Genomic DNA, 16789 nt, shown 5'->3' with positions numbered 1-16789 from the left:
AACTACCAGCGCAGCAGCACCAGTTCGCAGCAGAATCCCGGTCCCATGGCCAGCAGCAGACCGGGCGTTCCCGGTTCGGGACACTTCTGCTGGAGCGTGTCCCGAAGGACGTGCAGGACCGAGGACGAGGACAGGTTGCCCACGCTGGCAAGCGAGCGCCAGGTGACGTCGAGGGCGCCGTCGGGCAGGGAGAGAGCGTCGGATACGGCTTCCAGGACCTTGGGTCCACCGGGATGGCACACCCAGTGAGCCACGTCCTTCGGCTTGAGGCCGTGCTCCTCCAGGAACCCCTCGACGTCGCCCTTGAGATGGCGGCGCACGACGTCGGGGATGGCCGCGTCGAGCACCACGCCGAAGCCGGAGCTCTGGATGTCCCAGCCCATGAGGTGTTCGGTGTCGGGGTACATGCGGCTGCGGGTGGCCACCACCTCGGGGCCTGCCGCCCGGGCCGCGCTGTCGCCGACGGCCACCACGGCCGCTGCCCCGTCGCCGAACAGCGCGGTCGCCACCAGGTTGGCGGGCCTCGTGTCGTTGCGCTGGAAGGTGAGCGAGCAGAGTTCGACGGACAGGAGCACGGCCACGTGGTCGGGCCGGCCGAGCAGGTAGTCGTGCAGCCGGGCCACACCGGCCGCTCCTGCGACGCAGCCGAGACCGAAGACCGGCAGCCGTTTCACGTCGGGCCGCAGGCCGAGACGCCCGACGAGCCGGGCGTCGACGGAGGGCGCGGCCACGCCGGTGACGGAGGTGAACATCAGCAGGTCCACATCGGTGGGCCGCAGCCCCGCGGCCCGCAGCGCACCGCGGACCACCTCGGCGCCCATGCTCGTGGCCGCCGTGATGAACACGTCGTTGGCGGCGCCGAGGCCGTCCAGTTCGCCGTAGCGTTCCAGGGGCAGCACGGTGTGCCGCGTACGCACAGCTGCGTTCTCGTGAAGGCGATCGAGGACACGGCGGTCGGCGCCCGGTGGCAGGCAAGTGCGAGCCACCATGTCGGTGATGTCGCGCTGGGGGTGGCGGTGGGGTGCCAGAGTGCCGTGAACAGCTGCGATCCGGGTCATCCGGCTTCCCGCCTGGGAGGCATCATGGGCCCATTCCTAGCCCGCGCGCGGGCCCGGGACACCTGAAGTCGCCCGTGCGGCTGTCACACCCTTGCGCCTCACAGTGCCTACGATCGCACGATGGGCACCACGGATCGGTCACCCGCGTACGCCCCGGCCTCGTGGCCCCTGCGCCGCGCGGCCGGGCTGGTTCTGTCCTGCCATCCGGGACCGGTGGTCGCGGTGACGGTCCTGGCCACCGGACTGGCCGTCAGCGCCCGCCTCGGCGGCGCCCGTTGCGCGCTGATCGGCGCGGCCGTGCTGGCCGGCCAGCTCTCGGTGGGCTGGTGCAACGACGCCTTCGACGCCCGGCGCGACGCCGCGGCCGGCCGCCGGGGCAAACCGGTGGCCGACGGCTGCGTGGGCTCAGGCGCTGTGTGGGCCGCGGCGTACGCCGCGCTCCTGCTGTGCGTGCCGCTGTCGCTGGCCTGCGGCCTTGCCGCCGGTACGGTGCACCTCGCGGCGGTCGCCGCGGCATGGGCGTACAACGTGAAACTGAAGGCGACGGCGCTGTCCTGGGTCCCGTACGCGGTCGGATTCGGCAGTCTTCCCGCGTTCGTCACCCTGAGCACGCCCGGCCGTCCCTGGCCGGCGTGGTGGGCCGTGACGGCCGGAGCACTCCTCGGCATCGCGGCCCATCTGGGCGACGTACTCCCCGACATCCCCGACGATCTGCGGAGCGGGGTGTGCGGACTGCCGCACCGGCTGGGCGTCACCGGCACCCGGCTGCTGCTGCCGGTCCCCCTGGTGGCGGCAACGGCGGTCCTGGTAGTGGGCCCGGCGGGACCGCCGGGCCCATGGGGAGCGGCCACGCTGTTCGCGGCAGTGCCGACAGCGGTCGCGGGGCTCGCACTTGGCCGGTACTGGCGCAAGGCGGCGTTCGCCGGGACGGTCGCGGTGGCGGCGGCCGATGTGGCACTGCTCCTGGCGTGGGGCACCGCCCTTTCGTGACGCCGGCTTCAACAGCACTACGCCCCCGCGCCGCCCTTGCGCAGGAACCGGCGCAGCTTCGTCAGCGGCCAGGTGTTGATGACGTCGTCCTTGGTCAGCCATCCGCGCTGCGCCGTGCCCACTCCGTAGCGCATGTAGGGCAGATGCGTGGTGGAGTGCGCGTCCGAGTTCACCGCGAACTTCACGCCGTACCGCTTGGCGCGCAGGATGTCCTCGTCGCAGAGGTCGAGTCGCTCCGGATGCGCGTTGATCTCCAGGGCGGTGCCCGTTCTCGCGCAGGCTTCGAAGACCGCGTCGAAGTCGGCGTCGATGCCGGGGCGCTTGCCGATCCGGCGAGTGGTGGGGTGGCCGATGACGGCCACGTGCGGGTTCTCGCAGGCACGGACGAGCCGGCGGGTGAGCGCCTGCCGGCTCTGGTTGAAGTGCGAATGGACAGAGGCCACGCACAGGTCGAAGCCCGCCAGGAAGTCGCCGGGCCAGTCGACCTCCCCGTCCGGGCCGATGTTGAGCTCCGTTCCGTGAAGCAGCCGCATCCCGTGGTGCTTCCTGTCGAGTTCGCGCACCCGCTCGCGCTGAGCCAGGATCTTCTCGTCGGTCATGCCCTGCATGTAGAGGTTCGGGGCGTGGTCGGTGATCGCGTAGTACGCGTAGCCCCGGGCCGCAGCGGCGGCGACCATGTCCTCCAGGGGGGCGAGTCCGTCGGTGAGGTCGGTGTGGGTGTGCAGGTCGCCCCTGATGTCCTTCTCGGCCAGCAGGTCGGGGAGTTCGCCACGCATTCCTGCCGCGATCTCCCCTCTGTCCTCACGCAGGGGCGGCGGGATCCAGGGCAGGCCGAGCCTGTCGTAGATGTCCTCCTCCGACTCCGAGGTGATCAGCTCGCCGCTCTTGGCGTGGAAGAGCCCGTACTCGGAGAGCTTGAGCTTGTGGCGTACCGCGATCTCACGGGTGCGGATGTTGTGCGCCTTGGATCCGGTGAAGTACTGCAGTCCCGCTCCCCAGGATTCGGGCGGAAGGACTCGCAGATCCACCTGGAGGCCCTTGGTGGTGCGGATGGAGGTCTTCTTCTCGCCGTGCGCGATGACCTCGGCCGTTTGGGGAAGGCCGCTCAGGGCCTCCATGAACGGCGCCGATTGCTCCGCCGCCACGAGGATGTCGATGTCCCCGATCGTCTCCCTCATGCGGCGCAGCGATCCCGCGTAGGTGCACCGTTCGCATCCGGGGATAACTGACAGGTCGGAGACGATCTGTTCGGCGATGTCCATGGCCGCGCCGATGAGGATCCGGCCGCCACCGGCCTTCTGCATCAGGGAGATGCCGTGGAGGATGTTCTCCTCGGTCTTCTCGCCGAAGCCCTTCAGGTCGCGCAGCTTCTCGGCATGGATGGCGTCCAGCAGCTGGTCCACGGAGGAGATGCCCAGCTCCTCGTAGAGGACCATGGCCTTCTTGGGCCCGAGCATGGGGATGGTGATCAGCTCGCGCACCCCGGCGGGAATCGACGTCCGGGTCTCCTCGATGGTGGCGACGTGGCCGGACTGCAGATACTCGGCGATCTTGTCGGCGATCGACTTGCCGACGTTGGGGATCTCCCGCAGGGCCTTGGCGTCGAGCTTCGAGACGTCCGCGTGGTAGCCGCCGACGGCGCGGGCGGCCTTTTCGTAGGCACGCGCCTTGAAGGCGTCCCCGCCGCTGATCGCGATCAGGTCGGCGTACTCCTGAAGGAGTGATGCGACGTCCTCGTTCGCCCGGACCATACCTTCATGGTGCTCCGGTACGGCCGGGGAGGCACGCCTGGGCATGGCCGCCCGGGTTCACCTGCTCGTACCCGGCAGATGGAACACAAGATCCCTTCATCTCATCTTACTTATTGAGATGATCGCCTTCGCTATCTGATGTCCATGAATACCCGATACACTGCCGCCGCAAGTGACACGGTTGTTTGTCCAGGATGTGACCCGGGGGGGGCGCCTTGGAGCCATTGGGACCTGACGACCCCACCGTGGTGGGGCCATACCGGCTGGTCGCCCAGTTGGGCAGTGGCGGCATGGGCCGGGTCTACCTCGGGTACTCGCCGAGCGGTCGGCGAGTCGCGATCAAGGTCATCCGTCCCGACTACGTACAAGACCCCGCCTTCCGCCAGCGCTTCGCCCGCGAGGTGATCGCCTCACGCGCCGTGAGTGGCTTCTTCACGGCCGGGGTCGTCGACGCGGACCCCGACGGAAGCCGGCCGTGGCTGGCGACCGCGTACATTCCCGGCCCCTCGCTCCAGCAAGCGGTGCACAAGGGCGGCCCCTTCCCGGAGCGGTCCGTGCGGGCGCTCGGTGCGGCGCTGGTGGAAGCGCTGACGGCGATTCATGGTGCGGCTCTCATCCACCGGGATCTCAAGCCCGCCAATGTGCTGCTTGCCGAGGACGGGCCACGCGTCATCGACTTCGGGATCTCCCGGCTCGCCGAGCACAGCGGACTGACGCTCACGGGCACCACGATCGGGTCTCCGGGCTATATGTCGCCCGAGCAGATCCAGGGACTGCCGATCGAGCCCTCGTCCGACGTGTTCTCGCTCGGCTCGGTGCTGGCCTTCGCCGCGACGGGTGCCGGTCCCTTCGGCGAAGCCTCCGTACCGGCCCTGTTGTTCCGCGTGGTGCACGAGGAGCCCAAACTCCAGGCGATACCGGCCGGGTTGCGCGAACTGATCAGTTGGTGCCTGTCGAAGCGGCCTGCCGACCGCCCGGCCCTGTCGGCCCTCATGCCCGCTCTGACCGGCGGACGGTCCCCTGTGGAACTGCTCGGCGCGGGCTGGCTGCCCAAGCCCTGGCAGGACGAAGACACGTCGGGAACGCTCGTTTTCCCGGACCTGCCGACATCGACTTCGGCGGACCACTCCCCCGTGCCCGAGCAGCAGCCGAGCCTGCCGGAGCCTGCCCCGGAGCCTTTGCCGCAGCGGCCGGTCAGCCGTCGCCGACTGCTGTACGCCGCGGCCGGTGCCCTGGGGGCCGGCGGGCTGGCAGCCGCCACCTGGGGATTCACGCGGGATCGCGAGTCGACCGCCGCGGGATCGCTGCGCTGGCGGTTCACGACCACCGGCACGGTGCTGTCCTACCCGAGGGTGGCCGGCGATCTCGTCTACGCGGCCAGCAACGACGGCACGCTGTACGCGCTGAACGCCGCCGACGGGCAGCAGCGATGGAAGCACACCACCGCCGCGGCCATCGGCTCCGCGCCCACCGTGCTGGGCGGCAGCGTGTACCTCGGCAGCGACGACCGCACCCTGTACGCCTTCGACGCGCGTTCGGGCAAGGTCCGCTGGCGGTTCACCACAAAGGGCATCGTCCATACCCCGGTCGTGACAGGGGGCGTTGCCTACGTGGGCAGCGCGGACCACCGGCTGTACGCCCTCGACGCGGCCGACGGAAAGCGCCGCTGGGCCTTCGACACGGGCAACGACACCCACTCCCCCGTCGTGTCCGGCGAGACGGTGTACGTGGGCAGCAGCGACACCAGCCTCTACGCGGTGAACGCGAACACCGGCGAGAAGCGGTGGGCCTTCACCACTCGCGGGGCCGTGTCCGGCATCCCGGCCGTAGCGGGCGGCCTCGTCTACTTCGGCAGCACCGACGGCGTTCTCTACGCGGTCGACGCAGGCACAGGGAAGCAAGTGTGGCGATTCGAGGGCGCCTCCGTCGGATCCAATCCGGCGATCGCCAAGGGAGTGGTGTACGTGGGGGGCGGCAAAACACTGCACGCGCTGAACGCCAACACGGGCAAGCCCGCATGGGAGTTCACAGCCACAGGAGACGTCCACGCTCCGGCCGCAGCAGGCGCGGTGGTGTACGTGGGCAGCGCCGACACCAAGCTCTACGCGGTGAACGCTGCGACGGGAGAGCAGCTGTGGGCCTACTCCGCCTCCGCTCCGGTGCACTCACCGGCCGTCACCCAGGACACGGTGTACTTCGGCAGCGACGACAGCACGCTCTACGCCGTTCGCATTTGAACCAACCGGGAACCGGGCGGGCGACACACGCAGTCCTACTCACCGCAGGTAGCGGCTTATTCACGCCCGAGTCCCGCTGTTGGTCAGCAAGGGGGGAAATGTCCAGATACTCATGCCGCCCGGACCGGCGCGTCGAAAAGAAGAATCGCCGCAACGCCTCAGCCGTCGCCGCCTACACTCGTGCCGCACGGGAATGCGGCCCGCTGGCCAACCCGGGCCGGAAAGTGGAGTACTTCTCCGTGCTGCGGCGGGGCGACCGGGTCTCGCTCACCGCTCTCACCTTGGCCACAGCCCTGGCCGACATCGTCTTCATAGGCTGGCTGCTGCTGCCCGAACACGTCCCCGGCCCTGGGATCACCGGAGTCGGCAACGGCTGGCTGTTCCTGGCCCGGACCGGTTTCTGCCTGGTCATCGCGGTGGAGACGATCAAAATCGTGCAGGCGGTGGCGATCTGGGTGTTCGCCTTCCGGGCGAAGGACCCGATCCCCATGGTGCCGCCGCAGGGGCTCCGGGTCGCCATGCTGACCACCATCGTGCCGTCCAAGGAACCGATGGCCGTCGTACAGCGGACGCTGCGGGCCATGCTGGAGGTCGAGCGCTGGGACTGCACCGTGGACGTCTGGATCCTGGACGAGGGAAACGATCCGACCGTACGTCAGATGGCGGCGCGCCTGGGGGTCCACCACTTCAGCCGCAAGGACCGGCCGGAGTACAACCAGCAGTCCGGTCCCTTCCGCGCACGTACCAAGTCCGGAAACCACAATGCCTGGCGCGCCGAGCACGAGAACAACTACGACGTCGTCGCCCAGATGGACCCGGACCATGTGCCGCTGCCGTGCTTCCTGGAGCGGACCCTGGGCTACTTCCACGACCCGGACACCGCGTTCGTGGTGGCCCCCCAGGTGTACGGAAACGCCTACGACAACTGGGTCGCCCACGGCGCCTCAGTGCAGCAGTACCTGTTCAGCAGCATCGTCGAACGGGGCGGCAACGGCCTGGACGCCCCCTTGCTGATCGGCACCAATCACCTCTACCGGGTCTCCGCATGGCAGCAGATCGGCGGCTACCAGGACTCGATCATCGAGGACCATCTGACCAGCATGAGGATCCACGGCACGGTCAATCCCGGCACCGGAAACGGCTGGAAGGGCGTCTACACCCCCGACATCGTGGCCGTGGGCGAGGGACCGACCACCTGGACCGACTACTTCAACCAGCAGAGGCGCTGGGCCTATGGCATCTGGGAGATCAAGCTCAACCCGAAGTTGAGGCAGGGCATCCGGCTCCGGCCACGCCAGCGGCTGCTGTACGACCTGGTTCAGTTCTACTACCCGAGCGTCGCCATGAGCCTGGCGCTCGGCACCCTCGCCACCGCCCTGTACATGCTGCTCGGAGTCTCGTCCATCCAAGTGCCCGGACTCCCCTGGTTCCTGCTGTGGTCGGCGGGCATGGGCGGCTCGTTCGCCCTCTGGCTGTGGCTGCGCCGGTTCAACCTCGCCGAGCACGAGAGGCGGGAGATCGGCATGGCGGGCATCCTGCTGTCGCTCTTCGCCGGGCCTGTCTACATCGCCGCCGCGGCGAACGCACTGCTGCGCCGACCGCTGGCATACGTGGTCACCGCCAAGGGCCAACTGCGCAGCCAGGAGTCCCTGCGCACCTTCCGGCTGCACCTGGTGTGGGCGCTGCTGGCGGGGTGCCTGCTGGCCGTCAGTTTCCTCAACAACCATGACTACACCGGCATGCGGATCTGGACGCTGCTGGCTCTTGCGGCCGGCTCGGCCCCGCCGCTGCTCGCGCTGGCGCAGGATGTCTCCACCCGCTTGCGCACGGCGAGGGCGGAGCAATGAGGATCACCACGCCACGGGTGCTCGCCCTTCTGTGTGCCGCCCTGCTGTCCTGGTACACCTTCCAGGTGGCGCCGGGCCTGGCGGACCGCGATCGCCGAGCGGCAGCCGCGCGTGCCGACGCCGTGCTGCCCCCGACCACCGTACTGCCGGACGAGCAGCCGGCGCCGCACCCCACCGCAAAGCGGCCCACGGTCGCTTTCCCCGCCGCGGGATCCGCGTTCATCGGCGTCTTCACGTCGGCGGGGGCCCATGACTTCACCGAAGCGGCCGGCTTCGCCCGCCAGACCGGGCACCGTCCGCAGGTGTACGAGTTCTCGGCCGACTGGGAGAGCGATCAGTTCGACGCCGAGGCCATCAACCGTGTCGCCAAGCGGGGCATGCTGCCCCTGGTCGCCTGGGAGCCGTGGGACCACAAGGCCGAGGCCGAGGAACCCACGCTGCGCGGAAAGCAGTCCGAGTACCGGCTGTCGAGAATCATCCACGGCTCCTTCGATCCGTACATACGGTCATGGGCGCGGGGCATCAAGTCCCTCCGCTACCCGGTGGCCATCCGCCTCGCCCACGAGATGAACGGCTACTGGTACCCCTGGTGCGAGCAGTCCAACGGCAACCGCCGCGGGGAGTACGTCCGGGCGTGGCGTCACGTCCACACAATCTTCGACGAGGTGGGAGCAGATAACGCCCTGTGGGTGTGGAGCCCCAACGTCAGCTACACCAACTCCACGCCGCTCACCCGGCTCTACCCGGGAGACGCATACGTGGACTGGGTGGGCCTGTCCGGCTACTACGGCACCGTGGGCAAGGAGAACTACCAGTCGTTCGACCGCCTCTTCACGCCGACGAGGAGCGAGATACGGCGCTTCACGCGGAAACCGCTCGTCATCACCGAGCTCGGCGCCACGGACGCCGCCGGACGCAAGGCAGAGTGGATCACCGAGATGTTCCGCTCGCTGCCGCGCCACCGCGACATCATCGGCATCATCTGGTACCAGGCGGTGAAGGAGATCGACTGGCGCGTGGGCACGTCCCGAGCATCCTCGGCGGCCTTCACGGCAGGGGCGTCGGCGAGCCGGTACCAGCAGAAGTGGGAGCCGGGTATGACGCCACGCGTTCGCTGAACCCTGTTGTTTCCCAGGTACGCGGTCCATTGCGGCTGTCCGGGGTCAGAGCCGCACGATGACGAAGGCGGTGTCATCCGTGACGCCACCGGACGGAAGCAGCTCCAGCAGGAGGGCGTCGGCCAGTGCCTCGGGGTCGGCGCCTTGGTGGCGGGTGAGGGAGTCGGCGAGACGGCGCATTCCGGTGTCGATGTCCTCGCGGCGGCGTTCGATCAGGCCGTCGGTATAGAGGACGAGGGTTGCGCCTTCGGTGAAGACCGCGGTGGCCTGCGGTCTGGGGACATGGTCGGGGCGGGCGCCGAGCGGCGGGTCGGTGGCCTCGTCGAGGAACTGGACGGTTCCATCGGCGCGCAGCAGCGCGGGCGGAGGGTGGCCCGCGCTGCTGTAGGTGATGGTCCGGGTGTCCCAGTCGATGAAGGTCTGTACGGCGGTGGTGTTCTCGGCACCGTCGACCGAGCGGGAGTACAGGCCGAGGACGTCCAGAGCACGGGCGGGGCCATCGGCGACGCGGGAGGCGGCACTGAGCGCGCTGCGGAGCTGACCCATGACGCAGGCGGCCTCCAGGCCGTTGCCGACGACGTCGCCGACCGCGACCCCGATCCGGTCGCCGGGCAGGTCGAACAGGTCGTACCAGTCCCCGCACACATTCAGGGCCCCGGTGGCGGGGCGGTAGCGCACGGCCGTCCGGTGGTGCCCCATCGGGCTGGGGGCGGGCAGCATCGCCGTCTGGAGAGCAAGGGCCACCTCGCGTTCACGGGCGTGAGACTGGCGCAGACGCTCGTTGACCTCCTGCAGTTCGCGGGCACGGGTGTAGAGCTCGGCCTCCAGTACACGGGCGCGATTCCCACTGGGACCGCCACGGGCCCGGATGAGTTCGGTGACCTCCTCCACCCGGTGCACGAGCAGGACGACCCGGCCGTCGGAGTCCTGCACGGGAGCATTGACCGGACTCCAGTACCGCTCCTCCCACTCGCCGGGCCGCTCCAGCGATGCGACGTCGTAGCGCTGCAGCGCCATGGCGTCCCGCTCACCGGTGGCCAGCACGCGCAGCAGCGACGCCTGAAGGTTGCGGGCACCGGTCGCGGCCGGGTTGTTCGGGTTGTCGGGAAAGACGTCGAACAGGTAGCGGCCCATCAGCTGCTCGCGGCTGCGGCCCGACACGCGCAGGAACTCCTCGTTGGCGTCGGCGTACACCAGCTCCGGGGTCAGCAGCGCCACCATGCCGGGCAGCGCCTGGAACACCGCCGAATAGTCGATCACTGGGTCCGTCATCGTCCGCCCGCTTTCGCCGCCATCGTCAGGTTCCCTCACGATATGAGCGCGCGGGGGCTGCGGCGGTGATCCGCTCGCCGAGAAACGGGCAGGTCACGTCCTGGTCCGGCTCAGTGCTCGCGGGAGGGGAGCCCGGCCCCGCGTGCGGGCCGTACGGACCCAGCTCGGGCTGTTGACCTCGATCCGGTGTCCGGCCTGGTCACCGGCGGTTTCCCAGCCGCTCGCCCGACGGGCAACAGGAAACCCATCGACCCCGGTGCACGCCCGGCGACAGGCTGAAGTCGTCAGCACGCAACAAGACCTTCCCAGGGGGAATCGTGCGCAAGATCAAGATGATGAGGACCGCCGCGGCGCTCGCGCTCGCTGTCGGCACGATGACGACACTCACCGCAACCCAGGCCCAGGCGGCGTCCAGCCACGGGTGCCAGTCCGGGTACGTCTGCATGTACCCGGGTGCGGGCTGGAACAACGACCGTCCGACCCACACGTTCTACACCTACGGGGCCCACAACCTCAGCAACATGTACGGGACATACCGCATCTTCAACAACCAGACCGGCGGTGCGACCATGCGGACGTGCACCGGGTACAACGGCACGGGCTGTCAGGGCTACCTGCCGGCCGGCTGGTACATCGACAAGGACATGACGCCGATCAACTCGATCACCCTTCAGCCGTAGTTCCTCCCCGCGTGGACACCTTCCGGAGCTGCCGAACGGCGGCTCCGGAAGTTCGTGCATTCCTTACGGCAACAAGAAACGAGGGTCCCTGCAATGCTCCGCCGATCCGGTCTCATCGGCTCACTCATCGGATTACTGGTCTTCCTCCTCTGGGCGCCCACGTCCGCGGCCGCCTCAACCGCGCCCGCGGCCACAGCCGTTCGTACGGCCGCCGCCGGCGAGTGTGCCGTCCTGGCGCCGGGAGCCTCCGCGGCGGCCGAGCGCGCCGTTGCCGCCGCGTGCGCGCAGGTCGCCGCCGACGTCTGGTACACGTGGGGCGGCGGCCACGGCCCGCAGCCCGGTGCCACGTACGGGCACGTGGATCCCACCGACCCGGCCAGCGAGCACGATCCCGAGCGGCTCGGCTTCGACTGCTCCGGTCTCGTCCGCCACGCCTATGCCCAGGCCACCGGGGCGGACATCCTCAACGGCGTCGCCAGCGCCCAGTACTACACGCATCGCGCGGCCGAACGCTTCACCGCCGCACAGGGGCTCGCCCCGCTGCTCCCCGGCGATCTGCTGGCCTGGGGCAACTCCCGGCAACTGCACCACATCGCCATCTATCTCGGCGCGGGCAAGATGGTGGAGGCCAAGCAGTCCGGCACCAAACTCATGGTCAGCGACGTGCGGCTGAACGGCGATTACTACGGAGCGGTCCGGGTCGACACCGGACCGGTGAGCGGGCACATCTTCCAGACCTGGGGCACCGGCGTCTGGACCAAGGCTCAGCCGTCCACCAAGGCCGCGCGCGTCTACGCCTTCCCGCAGGCCACGACCATCCGCGTCGAGTGCCAGAAGCACGCCGAACTGGTCACCTCCGACGGCTACACCAACGACGCCTGGTCATACCTGCCCGACTACAAGGCGTGGGTCACGAACATCTACATCCAAGGGCCCGCGTGGCTGGACGGTGTCCCGGCCTGCACCTTCTGACGCCGCGCGCTGTTCGCACCAGTGACCGTCACGGGGGTCGGCCACTGGTGCGAACGGCGTCGTACGACCAAGCCGCGTAAACCGGGTCGACTGCGCTACAGAGCGTTACGCGTCAGCCACTCGTCGGAGTTGTACGTATCCTTCGCCGGGTCCGGTGCCGTGGCCGGGAGCTCTTGAACGGTGTCCTCCAGACGGATTCGCTCCGGGAGACTGCCGAACCGAGCACGACGCGCCATCTCGGCGGCATCCTGAACGTCCTTCTTCGTATACGTCATCCTGTCCCTTCCCTCACTGCCGTAACGTCGTGCTGAGGATGGGTGTTCCGCGCCGCCGGGAGGACAGGCAAGTCCCGCTGTGGGACGTTGAGGGGGTAGACGAGATTGCGGCCGAAGGACAGAGGCAGGCCGGTGGCTGATGCCCTGGGCATGGGGAGCCATTCATGACCACACCGCGGGACCTGTTGATCATCGCCATGGACAGAGAGTCCGCTCGGCCTGTGGAGCAGGGCGATCTCTCCCTTGCGCTCGCAGGAGCCGAAGTGATCGACCTCCTGGGCGCCGAAGCCGTCAGGCTGGACGACGATCGCATCGTGCCGAGCCTTCGGCCCACGATCCCCGATCGCCTGCTGGATGAGGCCGCGTCGTCCTTTGCCGTCGAAGCACCGTACGAGTCGGTCGACGACTGGCTGTGGCGCCGGGGGCGCGGGCTGTCCGCGGCCTATCTGGCCGCACTTGAGGCGGAAGGGCAGTTCACTCAGCCACGCCGCCACCGCTGGATGCCCTCCCGGAACAGTGCGACGGAACTGCTCGATTCGGCCTCCCGCCGCCAGGCGGCGGAACGCTGGTCATCAGGTGATCCCGTCCTCGCCGCCCTTGCCGCGGCCGTCGGGATCCTCGACGAGGAGACCGCCGACCTCCCGAGCGTGTCCGACGACGCGGTGGCGACCGTGCTCGCCGCCGTGCACGACGCGGTAAGGGAACTGGACGGCGAACGGCAGCGGCGAGTCATCGAGGACGCGGCTTTCGACAACATCTGGCGAGGCGAATGACGGCGGCGCGTCAGTGCGTTGTGTTCCTCGGGCCTCGAACGCTGCCGCGTCTCACGGTGACCGCTTCTTCATCCATGATGTGTCTTCGCCGCTGTGTCCCAGGGATCCAGCCTCCCAGGCGTGCGCATCGCGGCGGGCATCCCGCACATCCCGCGACATGGCTGTTCCGTCGCGGATCTGCCTCCTGCGGCGTCGCGCTCTCCAGTCGATCCACGAGGCAAGCGCAAGAAGCGATATGAGGGGCACCAGGAAGAACCACATACCGTGATGGTTCCGTGGGGCAGCCGGGTTTACCAGAACCCCGCCGACATCCGCCACGTGCAGCAACGCCGCCAGGTGGAGCGGCGGCGCTGCTGACACTGACGGGCTCTGCTGCTCTACGGCAGACTGTGGACGTGCGGTCCGACGGCGTTCGACCAGGCGCTGCCCGCGGCCGCGTCCCAGTTCGTGGACCAGGTCATCGCACCGCGGAGCCCCGGGTAGGTCTTCGACGGCTTGAACGATCCGCAATTGACGCCCTGCGTCAGGCAGTCGAGCGCGCTGTTCACCACCGACGGCTCGACGTAGCCGCTTCCCGCGCCCCGCGTGGAGGCAGGCACGCCGATGCCGACCTGGGACGGGTCGAGGCCGCCTTCGAGCTGGATACAGGCGAGGGCGGTGAGGAAGTCGACCGACCCCTGCGAGTAGACCTTTCCGTCGCAGCCGAGCATCGAACCGCTGTTGTAGTACTGCATGTTGACGACAGTCAGGATGTCCTTCACGTTCAGCGCCGTCTTGAAGTACTCGTTCGACGTCGACTGCATGTCGATGGTCTGCGGCGCCATCGTCAGGACGAAGCCCGAACCGGCCTTCGCAGACAGCGACTTGAGCGCCTGAGTCATGTACGTGGAGTTGAGACCGTTCTCCAGGTCGATGTCGACGCCGTCGAACCCGTACTCCTGCATCAATCGGTAAGCCGAGTCGGCAAAGGCCTTCGCGGAGGCGTCGTCGTTGACGGCGACCGCGCCCTTCTCGCCACCGATGGAGATGATCACGGACTTTCCGCCGGACTTCTTCGCGGCGAGGTCCGCCTTGAACTGCTCGACGGTGTATCCGCCGAGTCCGGCCGAGTCGAGGTTGAAGGTGACCTCGCCGGGCGTGCTTGTCGCATCAGCGAACGAGACCGCGATGATGTCGTACTGGTCCTGGACCTCCGCGAGGGTCTGGACGGTCGCCCCGTTGTTGAAGTTCTGCCAGTAACCGGTCACGGCGTGCGTGGGGACGGCGGCAGGCGCAACCGAGGTGTCGCGAGGCGCCGACTCCTCCGTGGCATTGGCGGCTGGTACGGCGATACCGGCGGCTGCGAGGACGCCGACGGCGAGGATGGCTTTCAGTGTGCGGGGGCGTACTTTCCTGTGCACTGCATGGCCTCCGTGGGGGGAGAGCACACCGCGGCATGCGGAAGGCGCACTGCGTGAACGCGGCGTGTGAGTGGGGGGATTGCACATCGGAACGGTGGCCACCGCTGGACGTACAAGTTGGTCCAGACCATTGGTCGCTGTCAAGGCCCCGCGCGTGATCCCGGCCGCTTTGCTCTACGGCACGCAGGTCATCCCCGGTGTGCGCGAACTGCTCGCGTGAGCGTGTGCTCACCGATAATGGGTGACCACCGCGAAGTCGTGTGTGGAAGAGTGCCCTGTCCGGAATTGGTGTATCGACTGGAGAGTTGCATGGGCGCTGCCAGGATCGCGGTCGTGACGAGCGACGCGGGCGTCGACCACGACGTGGATCTCCCGCTGATCGTTGACGCACTGCGCGCTGACGGCTTGGCGGCGCAATCCGTCGCGTGGGATGCGGACTCCGTCGGGTGGGACCGATTCGATCTGGCGGTCATCCGGTCCACCTGGGACTACGCGGAACGACTCGGCGAGTTCCTGACTTGGGCCGACACGACGGCTCGCGCCACCCGGCTGTGGAATCCGGCGCCGATGGTGCGCTGGAACAGCGACAAGCGCTATCTGCTGAAACTCGCCGAGCGCGGTGTCCCCATCGTGCCGACGCATTGCGTCGAACCGGGCGGGCGGTTCGACGAAGGGGACTTCGACAGGCCTGACGGAGTCGTGGTCAAGCCCTCGGTTTCCGCGGGTGCCCGGGACACCGCACGCTACGAGCCCGGCCGGCACACGGACGCCGTGCAACATGCCCGAAGTCTGCTCGACCAAGGCCGCAGCGTGCTGATCCAGCCGTATCTGCCCCTCGTGGAAGAGGGTGAACGCGCTCTGGTCTTCTTCAGCGGCACCTTCAGCCATGCGATCCGCAAGGGACCCGTACTGACCGAGCCAGGGGTGATCGACAACTCCAGAGTGGCACACCCGAGTGTCACCCCTTATCGGCCGACCGATGCGGAGCTCCACACGGCGCTGGCGGCGCTGGACGCGATTCCGTCGCCGGCGGCCCCGCTCTTCGCCCGGGTGGATCTGGCACTGAACGAGAACAGGGAACCCGTGGTCATGGAGCTGGAACTCATCGAGCCGAATCTGTTCCTCCAGAGCAACCCGCAAGGGCTCGGGCGTTTCGTCGACGCCGTCGCGGCCGAGAGCCGGATACCTACGCTCTAGGCCTGTCCGGTCGATCAGGCCGGATCAGCGAGCGGGGTCCGGCATGGTGCATCGCAGGCCGGAGGATGGGGGTCCCCCCGCCGAAGGCAGGGGGCGAGCCCACGCGGAGCGTAGGCGACTGACGACAACGCAGCGTGGGGGTACCTCCCGTGCCCGAAGGGCTACGGGGGAGTGCCGTGCCAGGGCACGCGAGCCCGGCAAGATCGGCCGGACAGGGCCTAGCTGCGGCACCCCGGCGGGCGGCGACCGTCACGGTCGCCACCCGCCGGGGAATCGGTGAGCCGGTCAGGTTCCGGGCTTGCGGCCGTAGACGAAGACGTCGTCGCCGTTGCGGAGCAGGCTCCAGTACTTGGCGGCATCGCCCTTGGTCATGTTCACGCACCCGTGCGAGCCGGGCGGTGCCCAGACGCTGATGCCCACGGAGTGGAAGGCCTGGCCACCGTCGAAGAACTGGCTATAGGGCATCGGCACGTTGTACAGGCTCGACACATGGTCGATGTCCCGCAGATAGATCTTCTTCAAGCCGGTGCGGGTCTCGTGACCGTCGCGGCCGGTTCGCACCGCCACCGGTCCGTACACCAGCTTGCTGCCGTCCTGGACCCAGCTCAGCTGGAGCGTCAGGTCGACGCACGCGATGCGGCCCTTGTTCACCGGGCACTTGCCGGCCCTGTTCGGGTTCTTCCCGACGGCCTTCTGCTTGTTCATCAGATCCATGACGCCCCAGGTGATGGGGCCCGCAAGACCGGCGTTCGGGCTGATCGAATGCTTCGTCTGGAAGGCCTGGATCGCCTTGCAGTCGGCGGCCGACTGCTTTCCGTCCACCGGGCGCCCGAGGAACTTCTCGACCTGCCTCTGGTACGGCCCTGTCTGCGTCGTACACGACGCAGCCTGAGCGGTCGTGCTCCCCATGGCCAGAGTGAACGGGGTCACCAGTGCGGTGATCCCGAGTGCGACGACTCCTCGTCGGCGAATGTCCCCCACGTCTGTCGGCTCCTTGTCCGTGCGTAGTCCGAGTTCCGCCTGGTAGACGGTCATGGGGACCCGGTAGTTGCACGCGAAAGGAAGACGGTTCCGTAACAGCACCCGGAGCAGGTGGTGCCGGGGGACGCGGCCGCCGTCGGCTCCGGTCGGCCTCCGTTTGACGGCAGGAGGCTTCCGGCGTAGTCCGGGATGAGGGGGCGGATCAGGAGTTCCGAGAGGGTTTCGAGAGGAGTCCGAT

Annotated in this window: 15 protein-coding genes; 9 read left to right on the top strand and 6 right to left on the bottom strand. The window is 68.6% G+C overall.

All coding sequences use genetic code 11. The features are described from left to right. Positions 1-2: 2 nt before the first annotated feature. Positions 3-1058, bottom strand: coding sequence for a type III polyketide synthase (locus tag OHA61_RS37775; RefSeq protein WP_406306909.1), 1056 nt, complete (start codon positions 1056-1058; stop codon positions 3-5). A gap of 120 nt (positions 1059-1178) precedes the next feature. On the opposite strand from OHA61_RS37775, the gene OHA61_RS37770 reads away from it, so the two are divergent. Beyond that, positions 1179-2048, top strand: a complete 870-nt coding sequence (locus OHA61_RS37770) for a UbiA family prenyltransferase (protein ID WP_406306908.1) — start codon at positions 1179-1181, stop codon at positions 2046-2048. Positions 2049-2065: 17 nt separating this feature from the next. Here the strand turns inward: OHA61_RS37770 and polX are convergent, their stop codons facing one another. Continuing rightward, positions 2066-3799, bottom strand: a complete 1734-nt coding sequence (gene polX, locus OHA61_RS37765) for a DNA polymerase/3'-5' exonuclease PolX (protein WP_406306907.1) — start codon at positions 3797-3799, stop codon at positions 2066-2068. 245 nt (positions 3800-4044) lie between these two features. Here polX and OHA61_RS37760 point away from each other — a divergent pair, with 245 nt between their 5' ends. The 3 genes from OHA61_RS37760 (at position 4045) to OHA61_RS37750 (ending at position 9001) form a co-directional block, all read left to right on the top strand. Next, positions 4045-6036 carry a PQQ-binding-like beta-propeller repeat protein gene (locus tag OHA61_RS37760; protein WP_406306906.1) on the top strand — a complete coding sequence of 664 codons (1992 nt, stop codon included), beginning with the start codon at positions 4045-4047 and terminating at the stop codon, positions 6034-6036. Between the two features lie 98 nt (positions 6037-6134). Continuing rightward, positions 6135-7883 (top strand): glycosyltransferase family 2 protein, encoded by a 1749-nt coding sequence (locus OHA61_RS37755; RefSeq protein WP_406306905.1) that lies wholly within the window; start codon positions 6135-6137, stop codon positions 7881-7883. After that, on the top strand, positions 7880-9001 hold the full coding sequence (locus tag OHA61_RS37750; protein WP_406306904.1) for a glycoside hydrolase family 26 protein: 1122 nt from the start codon (positions 7880-7882) through the stop codon (positions 8999-9001). Before OHA61_RS37755 ends, OHA61_RS37750 begins: the two co-directional genes overlap by 4 nt. A gap of 45 nt (positions 9002-9046) precedes the next feature. Here OHA61_RS37750 and OHA61_RS37745 read toward each other — a convergent pair whose 3' ends face one another. Then, positions 9047-10273: a PP2C family protein-serine/threonine phosphatase gene (locus OHA61_RS37745; protein ID WP_406306903.1), complete on the bottom strand. Its 1227-nt coding sequence runs from the start codon at positions 10271-10273 to the stop codon at positions 9047-9049. A 317-nt stretch (positions 10274-10590) separates the two neighbouring features. Here OHA61_RS37745 and OHA61_RS37740 point away from each other — a divergent pair, with 317 nt between their 5' ends. Further along, positions 10591-10953, top strand: a complete 363-nt coding sequence (locus OHA61_RS37740) for a hypothetical protein (protein WP_328681518.1) — start codon at positions 10591-10593, stop codon at positions 10951-10953. 93 nt (positions 10954-11046) lie between these two features. After that, entirely contained in the window at positions 11047-11925 is an 879-nt protein-coding gene (locus tag OHA61_RS37735; RefSeq protein WP_406306902.1) for a C40 family peptidase, read from the top strand. 95 nt (positions 11926-12020) lie between these two features. Here OHA61_RS37735 and OHA61_RS37730 read toward each other — a convergent pair whose 3' ends face one another. Further along, the gene (locus OHA61_RS37730) at positions 12021-12200 is read right to left on the bottom strand and encodes a hypothetical protein (protein WP_406306901.1); all 180 of its coding nucleotides are present in this window, start codon (positions 12198-12200) and stop codon (positions 12021-12023) included. A gap of 164 nt (positions 12201-12364) precedes the next feature. On the opposite strand from OHA61_RS37730, the gene OHA61_RS37725 reads away from it, so the two are divergent. Both OHA61_RS37725 and OHA61_RS37720 read left to right on the top strand, forming a co-directional pair. After that, a complete protein-coding gene (locus OHA61_RS37725; protein ID WP_406306900.1) occupies positions 12365-12973 on the top strand; it encodes a GPP34 family phosphoprotein in 609 nt (202 codons plus the stop codon). A gap of 120 nt (positions 12974-13093) precedes the next feature. Next, on the top strand, positions 13094-13330 hold the full coding sequence (locus tag OHA61_RS37720; protein WP_406306899.1) for a hypothetical protein: 237 nt from the start codon (positions 13094-13096) through the stop codon (positions 13328-13330). Between the two features lie 20 nt (positions 13331-13350). On the opposite strand, the gene OHA61_RS37715 is transcribed toward OHA61_RS37720, so the two are convergent. Beyond that, positions 13351-14373: a chitinase gene (locus OHA61_RS37715; RefSeq protein WP_406306898.1), complete on the bottom strand. Its 1023-nt coding sequence runs from the start codon at positions 14371-14373 to the stop codon at positions 13351-13353. Positions 14374-14682: 309 nt separating this feature from the next. Between OHA61_RS37715 and OHA61_RS37710 the strand changes: the two genes are divergently transcribed. Next, positions 14683-15570: a RimK family alpha-L-glutamate ligase gene (locus OHA61_RS37710; RefSeq protein WP_406306897.1), complete on the top strand. Its 888-nt coding sequence runs from the start codon at positions 14683-14685 to the stop codon at positions 15568-15570. A gap of 285 nt (positions 15571-15855) precedes the next feature. Here the strand turns inward: OHA61_RS37710 and OHA61_RS37705 are convergent, their stop codons facing one another. Next, entirely contained in the window at positions 15856-16551 is a 696-nt protein-coding gene (locus OHA61_RS37705; protein WP_361918688.1) for a L,D-transpeptidase, read from the bottom strand. Between the last annotated feature and the right edge of the window lie 238 nt (positions 16552-16789).

The organism is Streptomyces sp. NBC_00885 (assembly GCF_045207475.1).
In the GTDB taxonomy this organism is placed as follows: Bacteria; Actinomycetota; Actinomycetes; order Streptomycetales; family Streptomycetaceae; genus Streptomyces.
Note: the sequence above shows the minus strand (reverse complement) of the source record. Positions and strands in the feature narration are given on the sequence as shown.

Excerpts from the sequence above, each read along its gene's own strand:
- OHA61_RS37775 (WP_406306909.1), bottom strand. The coding sequence starts at position 1,058 with ATGACCCGGATCGCAGCTGTTCACGGCACTCTGGCACCCCACCGCCAC.
- OHA61_RS37770 (WP_406306908.1), top strand. The coding sequence starts at position 1,179 with ATGGGCACCACGGATCGGTCACCCGCGTACGCCCCGGCCTCGTGGCCC.
- polX (WP_406306907.1), bottom strand. The coding sequence starts at position 3,799 with ATGGTCCGGGCGAACGAGGACGTCGCATCACTCCTTCAGGAGTACGCC.
- OHA61_RS37755 (WP_406306905.1), top strand. The coding sequence starts at position 6,135 with ATGTCCAGATACTCATGCCGCCCGGACCGGCGCGTCGAAAAGAAGAAT.
- OHA61_RS37750 (WP_406306904.1), top strand. The coding sequence starts at position 7,880 with ATGAGGATCACCACGCCACGGGTGCTCGCCCTTCTGTGTGCCGCCCTG.
- OHA61_RS37745 (WP_406306903.1), bottom strand. The coding sequence starts at position 10,273 with ATGACGGACCCAGTGATCGACTATTCGGCGGTGTTCCAGGCGCTGCCC.
- OHA61_RS37735 (WP_406306902.1), top strand. The coding sequence starts at position 11,047 with ATGCTCCGCCGATCCGGTCTCATCGGCTCACTCATCGGATTACTGGTC.
- OHA61_RS37730 (WP_406306901.1), bottom strand. The coding sequence starts at position 12,200 with ATGACGTATACGAAGAAGGACGTTCAGGATGCCGCCGAGATGGCGCGT.
- OHA61_RS37725 (WP_406306900.1), top strand. The coding sequence starts at position 12,365 with ATGACCACACCGCGGGACCTGTTGATCATCGCCATGGACAGAGAGTCC.
- OHA61_RS37710 (WP_406306897.1), top strand. The coding sequence starts at position 14,683 with ATGGGCGCTGCCAGGATCGCGGTCGTGACGAGCGACGCGGGCGTCGAC.